Source organism: Sphingomonas citricola, from assembly GCF_019429535.1.
Classification (GTDB): Bacteria; Pseudomonadota; Alphaproteobacteria; order Sphingomonadales; family Sphingomonadaceae; genus Sphingomonas; species Sphingomonas citricola.
Genome location: NZ_JAHXZM010000003.1, coordinates 355,001 through 375,118, shown reverse-complemented (window position 1 = coordinate 375,118; position 20,118 = coordinate 355,001). Strand labels below are relative to the sequence as shown.

General features: G+C 67.2%; 24 protein-coding genes and 1 tRNA gene. 4 read left to right on the top strand and 21 right to left on the bottom strand.

The features are described 5' to 3' along the window. Nucleotides 1-13: 13 nt before the first annotated feature. The 12 genes from KZ810_RS09495 to cysS all read right to left on the bottom strand — a co-directional run bounded on the left by KZ810_RS09495 (nt 14) and on the right by cysS (nt 9,704). Nucleotides 14-283 (bottom strand): HPr family phosphocarrier protein, encoded by a 270-nt coding sequence (locus KZ810_RS09495; protein ID WP_219768839.1) that lies wholly within the window; start codon nt 281-283, stop codon nt 14-16. Beyond that, nucleotides 280-687 (bottom strand): PTS sugar transporter subunit IIA, encoded by a 408-nt coding sequence (locus KZ810_RS09490; RefSeq protein ID WP_219769071.1) that lies wholly within the window; start codon nt 685-687, stop codon nt 280-282. Before KZ810_RS09490 ends, KZ810_RS09495 begins: the two co-directional genes overlap by 4 nt. A gap of 17 nt (nt 688-704) precedes the next feature. Beyond that, nucleotides 705-1,604, bottom strand: a complete 900-nt coding sequence (rapZ, locus tag KZ810_RS09485) for an RNase adapter RapZ (RefSeq protein ID WP_219769070.1) — start codon at nt 1,602-1,604, stop codon at nt 705-707. A gap of 2 nt (nt 1,605-1,606) precedes the next feature. Continuing rightward, nucleotides 1,607-2,047, bottom strand: coding sequence for an HPr kinase/phosphorylase (locus tag KZ810_RS09480; protein WP_308461527.1), 441 nt, complete (start codon nt 2,045-2,047; stop codon nt 1,607-1,609). After that, nucleotides 2,044-3,612, bottom strand: a complete 1,569-nt coding sequence (locus KZ810_RS09475) for an ATP-binding protein (protein ID WP_219768838.1) — start codon at nt 3,610-3,612, stop codon at nt 2,044-2,046. Before KZ810_RS09475 ends, KZ810_RS09480 begins: the two co-directional genes overlap by 4 nt. Further along, the gene (locus KZ810_RS09470; RefSeq protein ID WP_219768837.1) at nt 3,581-4,285 is read right to left on the bottom strand and encodes a response regulator transcription factor; all 705 of its coding nucleotides are present in this window, start codon (nt 4,283-4,285) and stop codon (nt 3,581-3,583) included. Before KZ810_RS09470 ends, KZ810_RS09475 begins: the two co-directional genes overlap by 32 nt. Nucleotides 4,286-4,378: 93 nt before the next feature. Further along, a tRNA-Glu gene (locus KZ810_RS09465) sits at nt 4,379-4,453 on the bottom strand. Between the two features lie 112 nt (nt 4,454-4,565). After that, the gene (locus tag KZ810_RS09460; RefSeq protein WP_219768836.1) at nt 4,566-5,936 is read right to left on the bottom strand and encodes a class II 3-deoxy-7-phosphoheptulonate synthase; all 1,371 of its coding nucleotides are present in this window, start codon (nt 5,934-5,936) and stop codon (nt 4,566-4,568) included. A 294-nt stretch (nt 5,937-6,230) separates the two neighbouring features. After that, on the bottom strand, nt 6,231-7,013 hold the full coding sequence (locus KZ810_RS09455; RefSeq protein ID WP_219768835.1) for an SDR family oxidoreductase: 783 nt from the start codon (nt 7,011-7,013) through the stop codon (nt 6,231-6,233). A gap of 33 nt (nt 7,014-7,046) precedes the next feature. After that, nucleotides 7,047-7,193 carry a hypothetical protein gene (locus KZ810_RS09450; protein WP_219768834.1) on the bottom strand — a complete coding sequence of 49 codons (147 nt, stop codon included), beginning with the start codon at nt 7,191-7,193 and terminating at the stop codon, nt 7,047-7,049. Nucleotides 7,194-7,338: 145 nt separating this feature from the next. Further along, the gene (locus KZ810_RS09445; protein WP_219768833.1) at nt 7,339-8,277 is read right to left on the bottom strand and encodes a D-2-hydroxyacid dehydrogenase; all 939 of its coding nucleotides are present in this window, start codon (nt 8,275-8,277) and stop codon (nt 7,339-7,341) included. Beyond that, complete coding sequence (cysS, locus tag KZ810_RS09440) at nt 8,274-9,704, bottom strand: cysteine--tRNA ligase (protein WP_219768832.1); 1,431 nt, start codon at nt 9,702-9,704, stop codon at nt 8,274-8,276. Before cysS ends, KZ810_RS09445 begins: the two co-directional genes overlap by 4 nt. A 105-nt stretch (nt 9,705-9,809) precedes the next feature. On the opposite strand from cysS, the gene KZ810_RS09435 reads away from it, so the two are divergent. The 3 genes from KZ810_RS09435 (at nt 9,810) to KZ810_RS09425 (ending at nt 11,600) form a co-directional block, all read left to right on the top strand. After that, nucleotides 9,810-10,634 carry a carbon-nitrogen hydrolase family protein gene (locus tag KZ810_RS09435; protein ID WP_219768831.1) on the top strand — a complete coding sequence of 275 codons (825 nt, stop codon included), beginning with the start codon at nt 9,810-9,812 and terminating at the stop codon, nt 10,632-10,634. Nucleotides 10,635-10,745: 111 nt separating this feature from the next. After that, complete coding sequence (rpsU, locus tag KZ810_RS09430) at nt 10,746-10,952, top strand: 30S ribosomal protein S21 (RefSeq protein WP_007404630.1); 207 nt, start codon at nt 10,746-10,748, stop codon at nt 10,950-10,952. 108 nt (nt 10,953-11,060) lie between these two features. Then, on the top strand, nt 11,061-11,600 hold the full coding sequence (locus KZ810_RS09425) for an FKBP-type peptidyl-prolyl cis-trans isomerase (protein ID WP_219768830.1): 540 nt from the start codon (nt 11,061-11,063) through the stop codon (nt 11,598-11,600). A 198-nt stretch (nt 11,601-11,798) separates the two neighbouring features. Here KZ810_RS09425 and KZ810_RS09420 read toward each other — a convergent pair whose 3' ends face one another. Together KZ810_RS09420 and KZ810_RS09415 are read right to left on the bottom strand one after the other, a co-directional pair. Then, nucleotides 11,799-12,035, bottom strand: a complete 237-nt coding sequence (locus KZ810_RS09420; RefSeq protein ID WP_258044680.1) for a hypothetical protein — start codon at nt 12,033-12,035, stop codon at nt 11,799-11,801. A 106-nt stretch (nt 12,036-12,141) separates the two neighbouring features. Beyond that, entirely contained in the window at nt 12,142-12,909 is a 768-nt protein-coding gene (locus tag KZ810_RS09415) for a metallophosphoesterase family protein (RefSeq protein WP_219768829.1), read from the bottom strand. Between the two features lie 144 nt (nt 12,910-13,053). Here KZ810_RS09415 and galU point away from each other — a divergent pair, with 144 nt between their 5' ends. Continuing rightward, nucleotides 13,054-13,923 carry a UTP--glucose-1-phosphate uridylyltransferase GalU gene (galU, locus tag KZ810_RS09410; RefSeq protein WP_219768828.1) on the top strand — a complete coding sequence of 290 codons (870 nt, stop codon included), beginning with the start codon at nt 13,054-13,056 and terminating at the stop codon, nt 13,921-13,923. Nucleotides 13,924-13,927: 4 nt separating this feature from the next. On the opposite strand, the gene KZ810_RS09405 is transcribed toward galU, so the two are convergent. From KZ810_RS09405 to KZ810_RS09375, 7 genes are read right to left on the bottom strand one after another with little or no spacing between them, the layout of a single operon-like run. Then, entirely contained in the window at nt 13,928-14,698 is a 771-nt protein-coding gene (locus tag KZ810_RS09405; protein WP_219769067.1) for a HesA/MoeB/ThiF family protein, read from the bottom strand. Then, on the bottom strand, nt 14,695-15,057 hold the full coding sequence (locus KZ810_RS09400) for a hypothetical protein (RefSeq protein WP_219768827.1): 363 nt from the start codon (nt 15,055-15,057) through the stop codon (nt 14,695-14,697). The genes KZ810_RS09405 and KZ810_RS09400 overlap by 4 nt, the downstream gene beginning before the upstream one ends. Next, a complete protein-coding gene (dut, locus tag KZ810_RS09395; RefSeq protein WP_219768826.1) occupies nt 15,057-15,506 on the bottom strand; it encodes a dUTP diphosphatase in 450 nt (149 codons plus the stop codon). The genes KZ810_RS09400 and dut overlap by 1 nt, the downstream gene beginning before the upstream one ends. Continuing rightward, a complete protein-coding gene (coaBC, locus tag KZ810_RS09390) occupies nt 15,496-16,674 on the bottom strand; it encodes a bifunctional phosphopantothenoylcysteine decarboxylase/phosphopantothenate--cysteine ligase CoaBC (protein WP_219768825.1) in 1,179 nt (392 codons plus the stop codon). The genes dut and coaBC overlap by 11 nt, the downstream gene beginning before the upstream one ends. Before the next feature lie 25 nt (nt 16,675-16,699). Further along, nucleotides 16,700-17,734, bottom strand: a complete 1,035-nt coding sequence (locus KZ810_RS09385; protein ID WP_219768824.1) for a hypothetical protein — start codon at nt 17,732-17,734, stop codon at nt 16,700-16,702. Further along, complete coding sequence (gene ubiB, locus KZ810_RS09380; RefSeq protein ID WP_219768823.1) at nt 17,728-19,266, bottom strand: 2-polyprenylphenol 6-hydroxylase; 1,539 nt, start codon at nt 19,264-19,266, stop codon at nt 17,728-17,730. Before ubiB ends, KZ810_RS09385 begins: the two co-directional genes overlap by 7 nt. Further along, nucleotides 19,263-20,000, bottom strand: a complete 738-nt coding sequence (locus KZ810_RS09375; protein WP_219768822.1) for a class I SAM-dependent methyltransferase — start codon at nt 19,998-20,000, stop codon at nt 19,263-19,265. The genes ubiB and KZ810_RS09375 overlap by 4 nt, the downstream gene beginning before the upstream one ends. Between the last annotated feature and the right edge of the window lie 118 nt (nt 20,001-20,118).

Sequence of the window (20,118 nt, the reverse complement as noted above, 5' to 3'; positions counted from 1 at the left end):
CTGATCGGCGGGATCACTCCTCGCCGAACTTGTCCTCGACCAGCGCACACATCGTCGCGACGACCGCTTCGGCGTGCTCGCCCTCGGCGCTAATCGTGATCGTATCGCCCTTCGCCGCACCGAGCATCATCAACCCCATGATCGACGTGCCGGTGACGCTCGACCCGCCGCGCGTCACCTCGACCGCGATCGGCTGGCCGGCGGCCAGCGTCACGAACTTGGCGCTGGCACGCGCGTGCAGCCCGCGGCGGTTGGTGATCTCGACGGTACGCGACGCGCTCACGCCGCCGCCTCGCCGAGCACTTCGGACGCAACCGAAATATATTTGCGCCCTGCCTCCCGCGCCGCGGCGACCGCCGCCACGACCGACATCGACTTGCGCGCCGATTCGAGCCGGATCAGCATCGGTAGGTTGATGCCGGCGATGACCTCGATCCGCCCGCGCTCCATCAGCGAGATCGCGAGATTGGACGGCGTGCCGCCGAACAGATCGGTCAGCACAATCACGCCGCGCCCGCCGTCGACGTCGGCGATCGCCTGCGCGATGTCGGCGCGGCGAACCTCCATGTCGTCGTCAGGTCCGATCGCGACGGTCTGTACCTGCTTCTGCGGGCCGACGACATGTTCCATCGCGGTGACGAATTCGTCGGCCAGGCGGCCATGCGTGACGAGCACCAGCCCGATGATCTGCATTGACTTACCGTTCATTGACCCTGCGGTCGCCCCTCAAGCGTGTCCTGCGGCGCCGCCGCCAAATCGCGATGCAGAACGGTGGGCGAAAACCCCGCGTTTCGCAACCGTGCCGCCACTCGTTCCGTCACGTGCACCGATCGATGTTTCCCCCCGGTACACCCGAACGCGACCGTAACATAGGGCTTTCCCTCCGCCCGGTATCGCGGCAGCAGCAGCAGCAGCAGGTCCTCGATCCGCGAAACAGCCTCTTCGTAGGCCGGATCGTCGGCGATATAGGCGGCGACTGCGGGATCGCGTCCCGTCCTCGGCCGCAACGCCGGCTCCCAATGCGGATTGCGCAGGAACCGCATGTCGAACATCAGGTCGGCCTCGGGCGGTACCCCGCGCGAGAAGCCGAACGACTCGATCGTCAGCGTCGTGCCCGCCTCGACGTGGCGCCCGAACAGCGTGCGGACCTGATGCGCCAGCGCGTTCGCCTTCAGGTCGGTCGTATCGATCAGCCGATTGGCCCACCGCCTGAGCGGCGCGAGCAGACCGCGCTCGGCGATGATGCCGTCGCGTACCGGGCGATCCTCCGCCATCGGATGGCGCCTGCGGGTCTCGGCGTATCGCCGCGCGAGTTCGTCGCTTGAGCAATCGAGGAACAGCAGTCCGATGTCGAGGTCGGCGCGTTCGCGCAGCGCCGCAACCTGCGTGATGAACGCGTCGGGATCGAAGTCACGCGTCCGCGCGCCGAAGCCGAGCGCGAGCGGACGGTTGCTCGCACCCGCCTCGCGCTGCGTCCCGTGCAGAAAGCGCATCAGCAGCGTGATCGGCAGATTGTCGACCGTCTCCCACCCAATGTCCTCGAGCGTTCTGAGCACGGTTGACTTGCCCGCGCCCGACATGCCGACGACCAGCAGCACCTGCATCGTCACGCCACCCGCTCGGCAGGCGGGACGCGGAGCGCATATTCGACCTTGATCGGAGCGGAGGCGGGCCGCGGATCGATCACCATTTCTCGCACGCCCACCCCCGCGATCGTGCGCCAGCGTGGCTCGGGCATGCGTTCGATCTCATCGCCCAGGCATATCACCAATTCGATCGCGGTGGAGGGCGCAAATGCCCGTTCAACGATGCCGAGCCCCCTGATCTCGATCTTTCCCGCGATGGTCGCGGGCGGCGAGGCAACCAGCGTGTCGCCGACGCGACGGAGATCGGTATAATCGTCGCTGACCAACACCGCGCCGCGGTCGATCAGCCGTAGCGCGAGGTCGGATTTTCCAGCCCCCGACGCGCCGAGCAGCATCACGCCGCGACCGTCGATGGCCACCGTGGTGGCGTGCATCCGCGTGCCGGCCACCGCGTCGTTCACGAGGGCTCCTCGTCCTCGGCCACCGGCAGGCGCACGACGAAGCGCGCCCCGCTCAGACGATCCTCGCGGCTCTCGACCGCAATGCTCCCCTGATGCGCCTCGACGATGGTCCGCGCGATCGCCAAGCCCAGCCCCGAATGCCTGCCGAACGCTTCCTCGCTTGGGCGGACCGAGTGAAAGCGGCGGAAGATCGCCTCTCGCGCCTCCTCGGGGACGCCCGGTCCCTCGTCCTCGACTCGGACCTCGACGTCGCCGTCGACGCGGCGCAACGCGATGGAGACGACGCCGCCGTCGGGCGAGAAGGAGAGCGCGTTGTCGAGGAGATTGTCGAACACCCGCTCCAGCCGCATCCCCTCCGCCATGACCGGCGCATGCGCGTCGGGCAGCAGATCGAGGTGCAGTCGAATGCCGCGCGTCGATCCGCGCTGCGCACGCTGCGCCAGCAGCCCCTCGATCATCGCGACGAGGTCGATCCGCTCGAACTTGGCGCGGCTCAACTGCGCGTCGAGCCGTGACGCATCCGAGATATCGCTGATCAGCCGGTCGAGCCGGTGGACGTCGTCGGCGACGATGGTCAGCAGTCGCGCCTGCGCCTCGCGATCATCGACGCGTGCGAGCACGTCGACCGCGCTGCGCAGCGAGGCGAGGGGGTTCTTAAGCTCGTGGGTCACGTCGGCGGCGAACGCCTCGGTCGCGTCGATCCGCGCCCGCAACGCGAGGCTCATGTCGGAGAGTGCGCGCGCGAGCATGCCGATCTCGTCGCGGCGGTCGGGCAGACGCGGGACAACGACTTCGCGCGCGCGCCCCAGCCGTACGCGCACCGCGGCGCGTGCGAGACGACGCAGCGGCCCGACGATCGTCCGCGCTAGAAACAACGACAACGCGATCGAGATCGCGAGCGCGGTCAGCACGACGAGGCTCAATCGATACCGCTCGACGCGGACCCGCTCGGTGATGTCGCGCGCATTGATCGTCGACAGGATCGCGGAGCGGTCGGGCAGCGCCGCCGCCGCGGTGATCACCGGGGTGCGGTCGGGTGCGCGCCACACCGTCGCAGACAAGGCAAGCGTGTTGCGCGCCATGTCCGGGTCGGGGGGCACGCGGGCGGGGTCGTAGCTAGGCGACGAAGGCGCACGCACGATCGAGTCGATCCCTGCGTCGAGCCAGCGCGCCGCCCGCTGGCTCAATCCGTCGGTGCGTGGATCGACGAGGGTGAAATCCGGTCCCCCCAGCCGTTCGCTGTCGAGCAGGACGCGATCCTGTGGGTCGAGCAATTGCAACCGCGCCCCGGTGTCGCGCGCCAGCCGCGTCAGCACCGCGGCGCGGGCGGGTGCGGGTGCCGCCGCGAGCGCCTCCGCCATCAGCCCCGCCTCGCGCTGCATCTGCATGACGCGGCTGTCCAAAATCCGGGTGCGGAACGAATCGAGATAGAAGAACCCGCCGCCCAGCAGCAGCAACGCGAACACGTTGACTGCCAGGATGCGCGGCGTCAGCGATACCTGATCCGACCAGCGCAGCGCAGGATCGAGCGGATCACTCCTCGGAGAAGCGGTAGCCGGCGCCATACAGCGTTTCGATCGAGTCGAAGTCGGCGTCGACCTCGCGGAATTTGCGGCGCACGCGCTTGATGTGCGAATCGATCGTGCGGTCGTCGACGTAGATGTCGTCCTGATAGGCCGCGTCCATCAACTGGTTGCGCGTCTTGACGATGCCGGGACGCTGCGCGAGCGTTTCGAGGATCAGGAACTCGGTCACCGTCAACGTGACAGGCGTTCCGCTCCACGACACGCGGTGGCGTGCCGGGTCCATCACCAGCCGCCCACGCTCGATCGGGCCGTTCGCCTCGGTCTGATCGGCATCGTGTCCGGCTGACAACTCGGTGCGCCGCAGGATCGCGCGTATGCGCGCGATCAGCAGCCGTTGGCTGAACGGCTTGGCGATATAATCGTCCGCGCCGAGCGCGAGGCCGAGTGCCTCGTCCAGTTCGTCGTCCTTGCTCGTCAGGAAGATGACCGGCGTGGTCTGCTTCTCGCGCAGCCGCCGCAGCAGTTCGAGCCCGTCCATGCGCGGCATCTTGATGTCGAGGATGGCGAGATCGGGCGGGTTCTCGATCAGCGCCTTCAGCGCCGCTTCGCCGTCCGGGTAGACCCGCGTCAGGAAACCCTCGGCCTGCAGTGCGATCGACACCGAGGTCAGGATATTGCGATCGTCGTCGACCAGGGCGATCGTTGCACTCATGCGACGCTCGCTACTGTAAAGAACACCATGGCTCAATCCGCTACGAAGCGCGCCGGCGTTCCATCGCTGTTGATTTCCGCACCGCCGGCAATCTGGTGACCCCTACGAGAATCGAACTCGTGTTTTCGCCGTGAGAGGGCGACGTCCTAACCGCTAGACGAAGGGGCCGTGCGCGGTGCGAGGCGCGCAATTACGGTGGCGAAGGTACGGCGTCAAGCATCCTTTTTGCCGGGGCGCGCAGGCGAACACGATCGTGCCCGCCTGCTTGCCTATCACCGGGTCAAGCTGCCTTGCGCCGTTCCGCCATTTCGGTGTTGAGCATTTCGGCCAGCAGGAACGCGAGTTCCAGGCTCTGTCCGGCGTTCAACCGCGGATCGCAATGCGTGTGGTAGCGATCGGCCAGGCTCTGTTCGGTCACGTCGATCGCGCCACCGGTGCACTCGGTCACATTCTGCCCGGTCATCTCCGCATGGATACCACCGGCGTGCGTGCCCTCGGCACGGTGAACCGCGAAGAAGCCGCGTACCTCCGCCAGGATGCGGTCGAACGGTCTCGTCTTGTAACCGTTCGCGGCCTTGATCACGTTGCCGTGCATCGGGTCGCACGACCACACCACCGGATGCCCCTCGCGCGTCACGGCGCGCACCAGCCGGGGGAGGTGCGCCTCGATCTTGTCGTGGCCATAACGCGTGATCAGCGTCATGCGACCGGGCACGCGCGCCGGATTGAGCGTGTCGAGCATTCTGAGCAGCGCGTCGGGCTCGAGGCTCGGCCCGCACTTGACCCCGATCGGGTTGCCGATCCCGCGCAGGAACTCGACGTGCGCCGAGCCCTCGAAGCGGGTGCGGTCGCCGATCCACAGGAAGTGCGCCGAGGTGTCGTACCAGTCGCCGGTCAGCGAATCCTGCCGCGCCATCGCCTGCTCGAACGGCAGCAGCAGTGCCTCGTGGCTGGTGTAAAAGGTCGTCTGCGACAATTGCGGGACCGTGTCGGGGCTGATCCCGCACGCTTCCATGAAATCGAGCGCCTCGCCGATGCGGTCGGCGGTCTCGGCGTATTTCTTCGCCCATGGGCTACGACCCATGAAATCGTGCGTCCAGCGATGCACCTGATGAAGGTTGGCGTATCCCCCTTGCGCGAACGCGCGCAGCAGGTTGAGCGTCGCCGCCGACTGCGCGTAGGCCCGCACCATCCGTTCGGGATCGGGCACGCGCGATTCGGGCGTGAACGCGATGTCGTTGACGTTGTCGCCGCGGTAGCTCGGCAGCTTGACGCCCCCGATTGTCTCGGTATCCGCCGAACGCGGCTTGGCGAATTGCCCCGCCATGCGGCCGAGCTTCACCACCGGCAGCTTCGACGCGAACGTCAGCACCACCGCCATCTGAAGGATGACGCGGAACGTATCGCGAATGTTGTTGGGGTGGAATTCGGCGAAGCTCTCCGCGCAATCGCCGCCCTGCAACAGGAACGCCTTGCCCTCCGCCACCTTGGCGAGATCGGTCGTCAGGTTGCGCGCCTCGCCCGCGAACACCAGCGGCGGGAAGCTCGACAGGCGATCGGTCGCCTCCGTCAGTCGTGCGGCGTCGGGGTAGGTGGGTAGCTGACGCGCTTCGTGCCGGGTCCAGCTGTCGGGGGCCCAATTCGCGGCCATGTTCAATTCCATTACAGTAACAAGAGCAACAATCCGTGCGTCCGTTAGCGATTCGGCGCAACGAAGGAAACCTTGCAATCCCTGTCGTCCTGTTCGCCCCGCTCGATCAGTCGGTCAGAACAGATCCAGCGCCCCGCCGCGTATGTCATAGATCACATATGCGATCGCCAGCGCCCAGCCCACCAGGCAGAAGCACCACAACAACAGCCATTGCCAGCCACGCCGCATGATCGGCTCGCTTCTCGTCCCGGCAAGCGCGGCGTGCCCGCGCCGTCATGAACCGCGAATGACTGGTCAGAGGATACCCGGAAAGGCACCGCCGTCGATCAGGAGGCTCTGCCCCGTGATGAAGCCCGCACCGTCCGAACACAGGAACGCGCACGCCGCGCCGAATTCCGCCGGATTACCGAAGCGTCGCGCCGGGATACGCTCGCGTGCGCGCCGCGCCGCTTCCGAAGCATCGATGCCTTGCGCCTCCGCCGCGAAGGCGTGCACGCCCTCGAGCCGACGCGTCTCGAACAGTCCGGGCAGGAGGAAGTTGATCGTCACATTGGCATGCGCGACCGACCGTACGACTCCGGCAAGAAAGCCCGTCAGCCCCACCCGCGCGCCGCTCGACAGATCGAGGCCCGCGACTGGCGCCTTGACCGCGGCCGAGGTGATGCACACGATCCGACCGAACCGTCGCTCGACCATCCCGTCGATCACGCGCTGCACCATGCGGATCGGCGTGACCATGTTCGCCTCCAGCCCTGCGTGCAGATCGTCGCTGCCGATCGTGCGAAAATCACGCAGCGGCGGGCCGGCATTGTTGTTGACCAGGATGTCGGGCGCGCCGTCCGCCGCCGCGATCAGCGCCTGCTGCGTCGCGTCCAGCGCGATATCGCCCGCCACCGTTTTCACGCGCGTGCCCGTCGCCAGCCGGATCGCGTCTGCAGTGCGCGACAGCGCGGCCTCGTCGCGGCCGTTCAGCACGAGGGTGCAACCCGCCTCGGCGAGTGCCTCCGCGCAACCGCGCCCCAGCCCCTGGCTGGATGCGCAGACGATGGCGATTCGCCCGCGAAGCTTCAGGTCCATGCCCGCTCCTCCGACGATCCGCCGTCGTTCACCTTATCGCACGGCCGAACGGCCGCTCACCGGCGTGTAAGACTTGATCCCGCGTAGCCGTCGATTGCGCGCCTTGCGCTTCTTCGACCACACCACCCCCGCAACGCTTCCGACCAGCGCGATTGCCGCGATCAGGCCGTAGGCGAACATCAATCTAGCTTCCAACTCCAAACTCCCGGTTCAAAGTAGAACCGTGGTAAGGAAAAAATCTGCTCAGGGCAATCGGCTAGGCCCCGTGGTTCAGCGTCGATCAACGTTCGGTCGCGTCGAAAAACCTGTTCGGCGTGATGGCCGATCAATAGCCCGCATCGAGATCCGCGACGTTTCTCATCGGCTGCCCGGCGCGATATGCCGCCAGATTATCGAGGAACAACGCCGCGGCACGCTCGAACATCTTCGTCTGGCTGCGCCCCGACAGATGCATCGTGATCATGCAATTGGGCGCACGCCACAGTGGATGATCGGCCGGCAGCGGTTCGGGATTGGTGGGATCGAGAAAGGCACCTCCGATCCGGCGCGCGTCGAGCGCGGCGAGCAGCGCGTCGTCGTCGATCATGTCACCGCGCGCGATGTTGATCAGCCACGCGCCCGGCTTCATCGCGGACAGCTCATCCGCACCGATCATCGCCTTGGTATCGTCGGTCGACGGCGCCGCGAGGACGATCCAGTCGAACTCGCCCACCCGAGCGCGCCACGCGTCGGGGGTCAGCGTGCCATCCCGTCCAGAGCGCGTGACGCCGATGACGTCGACGCCGAACGCGCGCAGCCGGTCGGCGATCATGCCGCCGATCGCCCCCATGCCGATGATGAGCGCGCGCGTGTCGGCGAGCTCTGTCTTCCCTGGCGCGTCCTTCGGCCATTCGTGGCGGTCCTGCGCGCGCACCACCTCATCGTATCGCTTGGCCGCGACCAGCACGCCCATGACCGCATATTCGGCCACCGCAATCGCGTTGATCCCGACGCCGTTCGTCAGCGTGACGTCGCGGCTGCGCAGCAGGTCGAGCGGAAACGCATCCAGACCGGCGTAGATCGTCGACACCCATTTCAGCGTCGGACTCGAGGCGCGGATCGCTTCCGCCACGTGCGACGTCGGCTGCATGTCGACCCACGCAATCTCCGCGTCGGCGATCATTGCCTTGGCATCGTCGGGGGAGGTGAACCACGCGACCTCGAGATCGTCGGGGAGCCTCGCCTCGAGCAGCGGGCGCGCGATCGCGGGTAGCACGGCTTTCATAGCGTCACCTTCCAGTCCCAGCCCAACGGATCGCCGTCCATCACCTCGACCCCGGCGGCGAGGAGCTCGTCGCGGATCGCGTCGGAGCGGGGGAAGTCCTTCGCCGCGCGTGCCTCACGACGCGCCGCCAAGTGCGCCGCGATTTCATCGTCGGTGATCGTGGCAGCGATGGGTCGCACGCGCAACGCTTCGCGCGTCAGCCCGCCTAGGCCGAGCCCCAGCACCGCGTCGAAGTCGGCGAGCGCGTCGAGGCGATCGGCAGGCGATATCTTCTTGTCGGCCAGCATCGCGTCGAGCACCGGCAGTGCGCGGGCGGTGTTCAGATCGTCCGACACCGCGGCGTCGAGTTGGTCGCGATACGCCGCCGTGGTCGTGCCGCCCGTCTTCGCTGGGCGATCGCGCAGCGTGCCGACCGCGTGGACCAACCGCTTCAGCCGCACCTGCGCGGCGGCCAGATTGTCCCACGAAAACTCCAGCTCGGACCGGTAATGCGCCTGCAGGCACATCATCCGGTACGCCAGCGGATGGAAACCGCGCGCGACGATCAGGTCGAGCGTCAGCGTCTCCCCGGACGATTTGCTCATCTTTCCCGTGCGATCGACCAGGAAGTTGTTGTGCATCCAGAAAGTGGCGCCCGTGTCCGCGCACCCGCAATAGGCCTGGTTCTGCGCGATCTCGTTGGGATGATGGATCTCTCGGTGATCGATGCCGCCGGTATGGATGTCGAACGCCGCGCCCAGATATTTCCGGCTCATCACCGAACATTCCAGATGCCACCCCGGCGCGCCACGACCCCAGGGCGAGTCCCATTCCATCTGCCGCGCTTCACCCGGCGGGGTCGTGCGCCAAATCGCAAAATCCTGCGGATGGCGTTTCCCCGCCACCGTTTCGATTCGCCCCGCCGCGGCATCGTCCGCCGCGCCCGCCAGCGCGCCATAGTCGGGCACGGTCGTCACGTCGAAATAGAGCCCGTCGGCCAGCCGGTAGCAGTGCTTGGCCTCGATCGCGGTACCCCATTCGATCATCTCCGCGACATGATCGGTCGCGAGCGGAAAATGGCTCGGCGCACGGATGTTGAGGTCGGCGAGGTTGCGCTTGAACGCCTGTGTATAATGCCGCGAGATATCCCAGATATCGCGCCCGCTCGCGCGCGCCGCGGCTTCCATCTTGTCGTCGCCCGCGTCCGCGTCCGATGTCATATGCCCGACGTCGGTGATGTTGATGACGTGGGTCAGCAGCCATCCCTTCCACGTCAGCACGCGCGACAGCGTGTCGGTGAAGATATAGGCGCGCAGGTTCCCGATATGCGCGTAGTGATAGACGGTCGGGCCGCATGAATAGACGCGGACGTTATCGGGATCGATCGGCGCGAACGGCTCGGTTTCGCGGGTCAGGCTGTTGTAGAGGGTAAGGGGGGCGCCGGTCATGCGGCCTCTTAGCCACAGGCGCGGTGCAACGCCAAGCCGCGCCCGCGCCGGCGTCGGACGGCGAAAGAACGCGCGTTCCCGTCGCGAGCGTGGCACAAGCGGGGCATGAAGATCGCGCTCGCCCAGACCACCACCGGGATCGACCCCGCCGTCAACGCCGCCGGGCTCGTCGCCACGATCGCGGAAGCCGGCCGCGCGGGAGCCGACATGCTGTTCACGCCGGAGATGTCGGGCCTGCTCGACCGCGATCGGGCCCGCGCCGCCGCCAATATCCGCGCGGAGGAGGATGATCTGGTGCTCGCCGCGGTCCGACAGGCCGCGCGCGCGGCGGGTATCTGGGTCCATCTCGGCTCGCTCGCGCTGCGGCGGCCCGATGGCCAGCTCGCCAATCGCGGGTTCGTGATCGACGCGGGCGGGGAGGTGCGTGCGCGATACGACAAGATCCACCTCTTTGACGTCGACCTTCCGACCGGCGAACGCTGGCGCGAATCGGCGAGCTATACCGCGGGCGACCGCGCGGTGGTCGTCGACACGCCGCTTGGGCCGCTCGGCGCGACGATCTGCTACGACCTGCGCTTTCCTGCTCTCTTCAGTGCCTTGTCCGATGCCGGCGCGCGCGTCCTGTCGGTTCCCGCCGCCTTCACCCGCCCGACCGGGGCGGCGCACTGGCACGTCCTGTTGCGCGCACGCGCGATCGAGGCAGGCGCATTCGTCATCGCCGCGGCGCAGGCCGGTGTGCACGCGGACGGACGCGAAACCTACGGGCACTCGCTCGTCGTCGACCCCTGGGGAGCGGTGCTGCTCGACATGGGGGAGGGCACCGGCGTCGGCTACGTCGACGTGGATCTGGCGGCGGTCGAACGGGTGCAGGCGCGCGTGCCCGTCCTCCGTCATCGTCGCGCGATCGATACGGTCGAACGGCTGGCATGAACGCCGCCGCTTCGCGCCTTGCGGAACAGATACCTAGCTGATAGACGCGGCGCGTTCGGCGCAGGCCTGCCTGCCGCCGCTGTAGCTGTTTTCCCGGAGTTCATTGGTTTTATGCAGATCATCGTTCGCGACAACAACGTCGACCAGGCCCTTCGTGCGCTCAAGAAGAAGCTGCAGCGCGAGGGTGTGTACCGCGAGATGAAGCTGCGCCGTCACTATGAGAAGCCGTCGGAGAAGCGTGCGCGCGAGCGTGCGGCTGCGGTTCGTCGCGCCCGCAAGCTCGAGCGCAAGCGCGCCGAGCGCGACGGCGCACGGTAAGCGTCTTCGGGTCGCCCCCTCGCGCGCACGCGTGGGGTGCGACTTTAGTGACTTTCCACGGGTGATCGCGGCCCGGTGCGGCCGCGCCAGATACAGGTGTGCTGATCCATGTCGACCGTGACCGCCGTTCCGATCGCACCGATCAAGCGCGCCTACGTATTGTGGCTCTGGATCGGTCTCGCCCTCGCGCTCGTCGCGGGTGTCGCGCTCGCACAGGCCGGGGCGACCGGTATCGCGACGACCCCCTCGGGTCTGCGCTACAAGGTGATGAAGCAGGGTACGGGGCCTCACCCGACCGACAGTGATGTCGCTCTGGTGCGCTACGAAGGCCGGCTGATGAACGGCACCGTCTTCGACAAGGCCGACCAGCCGACCGCACTGCCGGTCGCGCGGATGATCCCGGGTTTCACCGAAGGGCTCAAGCTGATGAGCAAGGGGGCGAAATACCGCTTCTGGATCAAGCCCGAGCTCGCGTACGGCGCCGAGGATAAGGGGCCGATCCCCGCCAACTCGACGCTCCAGTTCGACGTCGAACTCGTCGACTTCATGTCGGAACAGCAGATCCGTGCGATGCAGCAGATGATGATGCAGCAGGGTGCGATGCCCGGTGGCGCCGCCGCCCCGGCAGGCGATCCGCAGGGCCGCTGATCCCGCGACGGTCACGTCAGCATATCGAAAGGCAGGATCGAGCGAATCGATCCTGCCTTTTTTTGTGTCTATTGCGGACCCGGACCCTCGACCTGGTTGCGACTAATCAATTCGATCACGTGAACAGGACTCGCCAACTTCCGCAGGCAAAAAAATAGCGGCCCGAAGGCCGCTATCTCCTTTCAGCTTTCGCCGAACTTAGTTGCTGTCGGGACGGTCGTTGTTGTCCGCAACAACGATGATGCCCGCGATCACGGCAGCCGCCGCGATGATCGCGACGATGAAGCCGCCACCGGCGAGCTCGTTCTTCTTCGCCGACGGCGCGGCAGCGCGCGACACCGACAGGCTGCTCGCCGGGTTCACCGGAGCGGCCATCGCCGGGGCAACCGAAACCGACGCTGCAGCGGCGGCGAGCATGTACTTAGCAAAACGCATGTGAAACTCCCTTTGCTTCCCGGCCGCCGATATAGGGCCGATTAGCGAAAATCAAGCGCTATGGCAGTGGGTGTGACATTTTGCACCCAGGCGTGGCCGAAAGGGATCAGGCGGTCGCCTGCAACACCCAGCTTTCCTCGCCCTCGAGACCAAGCGCGGTGAGCGGCCCACCCGCATAAGCGCCGGTATCGATCCCGATCCGGCCCGCTCTGCGCTCGACCTCCGGGGCGATCGTGTGGCCATGAACGATCATCTTCTCGTGACGGCCCGGGAAGTTGAGGAAGGCATCGCGTATCCAGCGAAGATCCGACGTCTTCTGGAGCGGCAGCGCGATGTTAGGGCGGATCCCGGCATGGACGAAGGCGTAATCGCCGATGGTGACCACGTCCTCGAACCCGCGCAGGAAGTCGACGTGGCGCGCCGGCACGATGCGCGGCAGTTCCGCGGCGAGCTCGGCGTAATCGAGCCGTTCGTATTCGGGCCCGGTCAGACCGTAGCTCATGATCGTCTCGCGGCCGCCGATACGACAGAACATGCGCAACGCCTGCTCGTCGCCCTCAAGCGAATGGAGAAACACTTCCTCGTGATTGCCCGCGATGAAGCGCGTACCGGGCGCGCTTTCGCGCAGCCCAATCAACTGATCGATCACCTGCGCGGAGGCTGGGCCTCGATCGACCAGGTCACCCAGCAACACGATCGTCGTATCGGCCGCAGCGCGGTCGCCGTCATCCGCCGCGATCATCGCCAGCAACCGTTCGAGCTGCACCGCACAACCGTGGACGTCGCCGATCGCGTAGACGCGCTCGCCCGGTGGGATCATCGATGGTGGGAGGGCTGCCGCCGAACGGCCGCCGCGGAATAATTTGCGAAGCATGATGATGGAGCGCCGGCGCTTAATCGCTACGGCGAGGATCAGCAAGCCCGGCGACGACCATGCAGCCCTTTGTATAATACGGCGTTTGCCCGCTTCGTGGTCGCTCGGTAGAGCGCCTCGACCAGATTTCCGACAGGGGGACGGATGACGATCAAGAAGGTGCGCAAGGCGGTGTTCCCGGTGGCGGGGCTGGGGACGCGCTTCCTGCCGGCGACCAAGGCGATGCCCAAGGAAATGCTGACGGTCGTCGACAAGCCGCTGATCCAATACGCGGTAGAGGAAGCGCTCGAGGCGGGGATCGAGCAGATCATCTTCGTCACGGGGCGCGGCAAGGCGGCGCTCGAGGACCATTTCGACATCTCCTACGAGCTCGAGGCGACGATGCGCGAGCGCGGCAAGAGCATGTCGTTGATCGAGGGCATCCGCCAGCAGCCCGGCTCCCCCGTCTACGTCCGCCAGCAGGAGCCGCTCGGACTCGGTCACGCGGTGTGGTGCGCCCGTGAGATCGTCGGCGACGAGCCGTTCGCGGTGCTGCTGCCCGACGAACTGATGGTCGGCCAGCCCAACTTCACTGCGCAGATGGTGGACGCGTACAACCAGGTCGGCGGCAACGTCATCGGTGCGCTCGAAGTCGCCAACGAGGAAACGGACAAATACGGCATCATCTCGCCGGGCAAGGTCGACGGTCGACTGACCGAGGTGACCGCGCTGGTCGAGAAGCCCGCGGCGGGTACCTCACCGTCCAACCTGATGATCCCCGGCCGTTACATCCTGCAGCCCGAGGTCATGCGCATCCTCGATCGCAAGGAAAAGGGCGCGGGTGGCGAGATCCAGCTGACCGACGCGATGGCGCAGCTGATCGGCGAGCAGCCGTTCCACGGCTTCACCTTCGATGGCGACCGTTACGATTGCGGCGACAAGGCCGGTTTCATCAAGGCCAATCTCGCGCTGGCTCTAGCGCGCGACGACATTGGCCCGGCGGTGCGCAGCTTCGCGGAAACGCTGCTGCGCTGACTTGTCAGGCGGCGCGCCCGATCGCGTCGCCGCACGCTGCGCAGCCCGGGTCCTTGGGCAGTCGCAACGTGCGAAACCGCAATGCGAGCAGATCGACTAGGAGCAACGTCCCCGCGCTGTCGTCGCCGAACGGTGCCACGGCGCGGATCGCTTCCAATGCCGCCAAGCTGCCGAGGACGCCGGTGACCGGGCCGAGAACGCCTTCCTCGGCGCAGGTGAGGCCCTCGCGTGCGGGATCGCTGCCGACGAAGCAGCGATAGCACGGCTTGTCGTCTTCCCAGCCGCGGAACACAGCCACCTGCCCCTCAAAGCGGCTGACCGCCGATGAGACGAGCGGGACGCGCGCAGCGAGGGCGGTATCGGCGACGGCGAGCCGTGTTGCGAAATTGTCGCTGCCGTCGACGACCACGTCGGCGTTCGCGAGCAGGCGCGTGGCATTGTCGGGGCCGATCCGCTCGACCGCAGCGGTCGCCATCACGTGCGGATTGATCCGGGTGATCGCCGCGACCGCGCGCTCCGCCTTCGCTTCGCCACGCTCGTCCCCGGAGAACAATGTTTGCCGGTGCAGGTTCGACGTATCGATCCGATCGTCATCGATGACGGTGATGTGCCCGAAACCCGCGCCCGCCAGATATTGCAGCGCCGGCGAGCCGATCCCGCCCGCGCCGACCACCGTTACCCTCGCACGCTTGAGCCTTATCTGGCCTGCACCGCCGATTTCGGGCAGCACGACGTGGCGCGCATAGCGCGCCAGTTCGTCCGCCGACAGCATCACTGCTGCCACGTGAAAACGATCGTCATGCGGTGCCAGCCGATCGTCTCTGGTGGTTCAACCTCACCACGCAGGCTGCGCAGCGCAATGCCCGAGGCATATTGCTCCACGGTCGGGCAATTGATCGCGCGCGGCACGATCCGGCGGACGCGACCGCTCTCCGCGACATACACTGCGAGATCGACCGACAAGGTACCGGGGCGCGGTGTCGTGCAGTGACCGGCTTGGATTTCGTCGCGCACATAATCGGACACACCCGCGGCCGCCTCCGTCGTCGGCGCGCGCAGCAGCGGCAGGCTGCGCCAGTCCGCGGGCGGGCTCGCGATCGTGGCCACGGCTTGGAGGAGGAATGCAAGGAGCATCAGCGCCCGGTCGAGCCGAACCCGCCGGCGCCTCGCGCGGTCTCGTCCAATTCGGCTACCTCTGTCAGTTCGGCGCGGAGCACCGGTGCGGGTACCAATTGGGCGATGCGCTCTCCGCGGCGTACCGCGAACGGCTCGCTCCCCAGGTTCGCGAGTATGACCTTCACCTCGCCGCGATAGTCGCTGTCGATCGTGCCGGGGGTGTTCAGGCAGGTGACGCCGTGCTTGAGCGCGAGACCGGAACGCGGGCGCACCTGAACTTCGTAGCCCGCGGGGATCGCGATCGCGAAGCCGGTCGCAACAGCCGCCCGAGCACCTGCGTCGAGGAGGATGTCCTCGGCCGCGACGACATCCATCCCCGCAGCACCCGCGGTCGCGTAGGCGGGAAGGGGCAGGCCATCGCCGTGTGGCAGTCGCCGAACGGCAATTGGGACGGATTCAGAGGACATCGGCAATCTTTCGTGCGAGCCGTTGGGCGACATCGCGCTTCGGCAATCTGGTCCAGCTCTCGACGCCGTCGCGGGTGACGAGGTGAACGGTGTTGGCGTCACCACCCATGACGTCGCCGGATACGTCGTTGGCGACGATCCAGTCCGCATTTTTTCGCGCGAGCTTGGCGGTCGCATGGTCAATGACGTGCTCGGTCTCGGCCGCGAAGCCGATCAAAAGCCCTGGTCGCCGGTCGCTCCGCCCGAGCGTCGCGAGAATGTCGGGGTTCTCGATCAGCGTGAGCGCGGGCTGCGCCTCACCTTTCTTTATCTTCTGTCCAGCGGTGGTGTCGACGCGCCAGTCAGCGACGGCGGCGACCATCACCGCGGCATCGGCGGGCAACGCGGCGTCGACCGCGCCCGCCATCTCCCGCGCGGTCTCGACATCGATCCGCGTCACGCCCGCCGGCGTGGGAAGCACGACCGGCCCCGCGATCAGACGCACATCCGCGCCGAGCACGGCAAGCGCTTCGGCGATCGCGAAACCCTGTTTGCCCGAGGATCGATTGGCGATGTAGCGGACGGGGTCGATCGGCTCGTGCGTCGGCCCGGCGGTGACGATCACGCGCTTACCCGCGAGCGGGCGATCATGCGCTGGCGTCAATGCGGCCTCGATCGCGGCGATGATCGCGTCGGGCTCGGGCAGGCGTCCCGCCCCCCATTCGCCGCACGCCATCGCGCCCTCGTCGGGCTGCATGACCGCGACGCCGTCGGCGCGCAGCTGCGTTACGTTGCGTTGCGTCGCGGGGTGATGCCACATACGCACGTTCATCGCGGGCGCGGCGAGCACGGGCTTGTCGGTCGCGAGCAGCAGCGTCGTCGCCAAGTCGTTCGCGATCCCGCCCGCCATGCGTGCGAGCAGGTCGGCCGAGGCCGGCGCGACCACGACCAGATCCGCCTCGCGGCTGAGCTGGATATGACCCATCTCCGCCTCGTCCTTCAGATCCCACAGCGTGGTGTAGACCTTGTCCTCGGACAAGGCGGCGAGCGTCATCGGGGTCACGAAATGCGCCGCCGCGTCGGTCATCACGCAGCGGACCGAGTGATCGCGCTTGCGCAGGCCGCGAACGATCTCGCACGCCTTGTACGCAGCGATCCCGCCACCGACGATCAGCAATATCCGGCTCACAACCGCTATCCTACCCGCCGCGCCATCATCGCGCCACCCGCGTCACCGTGATCCGCCGTCGGCTGGTCGCCTGACGCACCAGCGTGATTGCCGCGACGGCTGCGAAGATCACCGCGAGCGGCAGAAGGACGATCGTCAGCGTCGCGGCAACCTGCATGCCGGGCAAAAGCGCGACGAGCACCCCGATGATCGTTACCGATGTGATGCGCATCGCGAGCGGATCGCGCACAACGAACCATCCAGCGATCATCGTCACCCATATGGCGGTCGCGAGCCACACCGGTGCCACGGGCAGCAGCGCTGCGACCGCGACGTCGATCGGGCTCGCAGCAATGCCGGTTCCGACGGCCGCCACACCGAGCTTCGCCAGCGCCAGACGGTGCACGAGCCAAGTCACCGCGCCGAGCATCGAGGCGCCCAGCCAGCCCCATATTTCCGGCAGACGTCGTTCGCTTAGTGCCACTGCTGCCATGGCGATCGTAAGCGCGAGTGCGGCGGGATCGATCGTCGCGGCGATCGCGGCGACCGCGGCTGCTTCGATCCAGCGGTCGCCTCGCCGCAACAACAACGACCAGGCGCCAAGCAGCGCGATCCACCCGGCATGTGGCTCCTCGATCGTCAGCATCGCGCCGGCCGCCGCCCCGCCGAGCAACAGCAACACGCCCATTGTTCGCGCCGCGAGCCTGTCGAACAATGTAGCCAAACGGTCCCAACCCGTCAGCAGGATCGACGCCAGTACCCCGCACAGCAGGATCGTCATGCCGAGCGATCCGACCCGACTCTCGACCAGCGCGAGCGTCGGCAAGGGTACCAGCCGACCGCTGAACGCATCCGCGGGCACGATCCCGCCGATCAGGCCATAAAAGCTGCTGCCGTCCCGCATCGCCGCGACGATCGCGACATGGTCCTGATCGCCGAGCGTCAGCGCGGGGCCGGCCAGGCTCACCACGACCACCATCACCACCGCGATGACGAGCAGCAGCAGCCGCGCGTTGGTGCGGCCGACGCCGGCCACGCGGGTCGGCGCGCGCAGCCAGCCGCGCCCGCCCGTTGCTACCACGCCGTCCCGACGAGCATCGCGCCGACGGCTGCCGCTGCGCCGAGCGCTGCCACCGCTACGTATCGCCACGCGCTGCCGATCCGCACGACCTCGATGCGGGGTAGCGGCGGGGCAGGGGGGGCGCCGCCTGGCGCCGGATAATGCGCCTCGATCCGGCGCACGAGGTCGGGCAGCCGCGCGAGCGTGCGTACGTCGGCGACGATACGGTCGGCGACCGCCGCCTCGGGGCCGAGCTCGGTGCGGATCCATTCCTCGACGAAGGGCCCCGCAGTCTCCCACAGGTTGATGTCGGGGTCGAGGCTCGTCGCCACGCCCTCCACCATCACCATCGTCTTCTGCAGCAGCAGCAGGTGCGGCTGCGTGATCATGTCGAAATCGCGCGTGATCGAGAACAGCGAGTCGAGCATCATCCCGATCGACATTTCCTTGACCGGCAGTCCGCGCATCGGTTCGCCGACCGCGCGCAACGCCGTCGCGAACTCGCCGACGTCGTGGTGCGCGGGCACGTAGCCCGCCTCGAAATGGATCTCGGCGACGCGGCGGTAATTGCCCGTGATCAATCCGTAGAGGATCTCCGCCAGCCATACGCGGGCGCGCCGGTCGATCCGGCCCATGATCCCAAAATCGATCGCGACGACGCGGTTGCCCGGTACCGCGAACAGATTGCCCTGGTGCATGTCGGCGTGGAAGAAACCATCGGCGATCGCCTGCCGCAGGAACGCGTGAATCAGAACGCGCGCGAGCTCGGGTAGGTCGTACCCCGCCTCGATCAACGCCGCGCGGTTCGACAGCTTGATCCCGTCGATCCACTCGCTGGTCAGCACCTTGCCCGTGGTTCGCTGCCAGTCGATCGCGGGCACCAGGAAGCCGGGCTCGGCCGACATGTTTTCCGCGAGTTCGGACGACGACGCCGCCTCGCGTCTGAGATCGAGTTCACGCGCGGTCCAGCGCTTGAACGTCTCGATCACCAGTCGCGGCTGCAACCGCGCGAGCTCGCCGCCCATCGGCTCGATCTGCGCGGCGGCCCATTCGTAGGTGTCGATCGCGCGCGCGAAATCTTCCTCGACGTTGGGACGCAGCACCTTGACCGCGACGCGGCGCCCGTCGGTTGTCAGGGCGCGGTGCACCTGCGCAATCGAGGCGGCGCCGACGGGCACCTCCTCGATCTCGCTGAACAATTCGTCGAGCGGGCGCCCGAAACTCGCCTTGAGCTGCGTGCAGACGACGGAGAAGGGGATCGGCGGCACTGCGTCCTGCAGCCGCAGCAACCCCCCCGCCGCATCCTCGCCGACGATGTCGGGACGCGTCGCGAGCGTTTGACCCAGCTTGATCGCCGCGGGGCCCAGCGCCTCGAAGGCGTCGGCGTAGCGCGGTTGTTCGGGAACGCGCGCTCCGAGTCGGGCGAGCCGCAGCAACCGGCGCAACCGCACGGGCGTGTTGGGATCACGCTCAATCCCGCGCAGCGCGCCGTGACGCGCCAGCGTCCGGCCCCACGTCAGCAGGCGCCAAGTGTGAACGAGTGCGGAGGTCAAATCTTCCAGCCGCTATGGATCGCGACCAGACCGCCCAGCATCGGCTCGACCTGCGTGCGCACGAAACCCGCGTCCTGGATCATCCGCTCGAACGCCGGCATGTCGGGGAAGCGGCGGATCGACTCGATCAGATAGCGGTAACTGTCGGGATCGTTCGCCAGCAACTTTCCGAGCTGCGGAACGACCTTGTGCGAATAAGCATCGTACACCTCGCCGAACCCCGGCCAGGTGGTGGTCGAGAATTCGAGGCAGAAGAACCGCCCGCCGCGCCGCAGCACGCGGTGCGCCTCGCGCAGAGCCTTCGGGATGTCGGTGACGTTGCGGATACCGAACGCGATCGTGTACGCATCGAAGAACTTGTCGGGGAAGGTCAGCGTCTCGGCATTCGCCTCGGTCCACACCAGCCCGGTCAGCCCGCGATCCTGCGCGCGCGTCATGCCGACGCCCAGCATCTCCGGATTGATGTCGGCGACCGTGATCGCCGCGCCCGACGGTGCCATGCGAAACGCGATGTCCCCCGTGCCGCCCGCCATGTCGAGGATCTGCTCGCCCGAACGCGGTTTCACGCGGCGGACGAAGCGATCCTTCCAGAGTCGGTGCATCCCGCCCGACATCGCGTCGTTCATCAGGTCATAGCGGCTCGCCACGTTGGAGAAGACGCCGCGCACGCGCTGCGTTTTCTCGGTCGGGGACACGTCTTCGTAGCCGAAGGAGACGGTTTCTTGCTCGCTCAACGTTTTCACATCCGTTCATCGCCGCTGTCGCCGGAAACGATCCGGGCCCGCGCGCCGCCCTCGATCGGGCAGCGCCGCCGCTCTAGCCAAGCCTTGCCGGTCGGGCAAACGCAACCTA

What these genes read in the sequence shown, in the direction of transcription:
- KZ810_RS09470 (WP_219768837.1), bottom strand. Translation starts at nt 4,285, where the DNA reads ATGAGTGCAACGATCGCCCTGGTCGACGACGATCGCAATATCCTGACC.
- KZ810_RS09420 (WP_258044680.1), bottom strand. Translation starts at nt 12,035, where the DNA reads ATGCGTTTTGCTAAGTACATGCTCGCCGCCGCTGCAGCGTCGGTTTCG.
- rapZ (WP_219769070.1), bottom strand. Translation starts at nt 1,604, where the DNA reads ATGCAGGTGCTGCTGGTCGTCGGCATGTCGGGCGCGGGCAAGTCAACC.
- KZ810_RS09460 (WP_219768836.1), bottom strand. Translation starts at nt 5,936, where the DNA reads ATGGCCGCGAATTGGGCCCCCGACAGCTGGACCCGGCACGAAGCGCGT.
- KZ810_RS09415 (WP_219768829.1), bottom strand. Translation starts at nt 12,909, where the DNA reads ATGCTTCGCAAATTATTCCGCGGCGGCCGTTCGGCGGCAGCCCTCCCA.
- KZ810_RS09400 (WP_219768827.1), bottom strand. Translation starts at nt 15,057, where the DNA reads ATGCTCCTTGCATTCCTCCTCCAAGCCGTGGCCACGATCGCGAGCCCG.
- KZ810_RS09445 (WP_219768833.1), bottom strand. Translation starts at nt 8,277, where the DNA reads ATGAAAGCCGTGCTACCCGCGATCGCGCGCCCGCTGCTCGAGGCGAGG.
- KZ810_RS09455 (WP_219768835.1), bottom strand. Translation starts at nt 7,013, where the DNA reads ATGGACCTGAAGCTTCGCGGGCGAATCGCCATCGTCTGCGCATCCAGC.
- cysS (WP_219768832.1), bottom strand. Translation starts at nt 9,704, where the DNA reads ATGACCGGCGCCCCCCTTACCCTCTACAACAGCCTGACCCGCGAAACC.
- KZ810_RS09450 (WP_219768834.1), bottom strand. Translation starts at nt 7,193, where the DNA reads ATGTTCGCCTACGGCCTGATCGCGGCAATCGCGCTGGTCGGAAGCGTT.
- rpsU (WP_007404630.1), top strand. Translation starts at nt 10,746, where the DNA reads ATGCAGATCATCGTTCGCGACAACAACGTCGACCAGGCCCTTCGTGCG.
- dut (WP_219768826.1), bottom strand. Translation starts at nt 15,506, where the DNA reads ATGTCCTCTGAATCCGTCCCAATTGCCGTTCGGCGACTGCCACACGGC.
- KZ810_RS09425 (WP_219768830.1), top strand. Translation starts at nt 11,061, where the DNA reads ATGTCGACCGTGACCGCCGTTCCGATCGCACCGATCAAGCGCGCCTAC.
- KZ810_RS09435 (WP_219768831.1), top strand. Translation starts at nt 9,810, where the DNA reads ATGAAGATCGCGCTCGCCCAGACCACCACCGGGATCGACCCCGCCGTC.
- KZ810_RS09475 (WP_219768838.1), bottom strand. Translation starts at nt 3,612, where the DNA reads ATGGCGCCGGCTACCGCTTCTCCGAGGAGTGATCCGCTCGATCCTGCG.
- galU (WP_219768828.1), top strand. Translation starts at nt 13,054, where the DNA reads ATGACGATCAAGAAGGTGCGCAAGGCGGTGTTCCCGGTGGCGGGGCTG.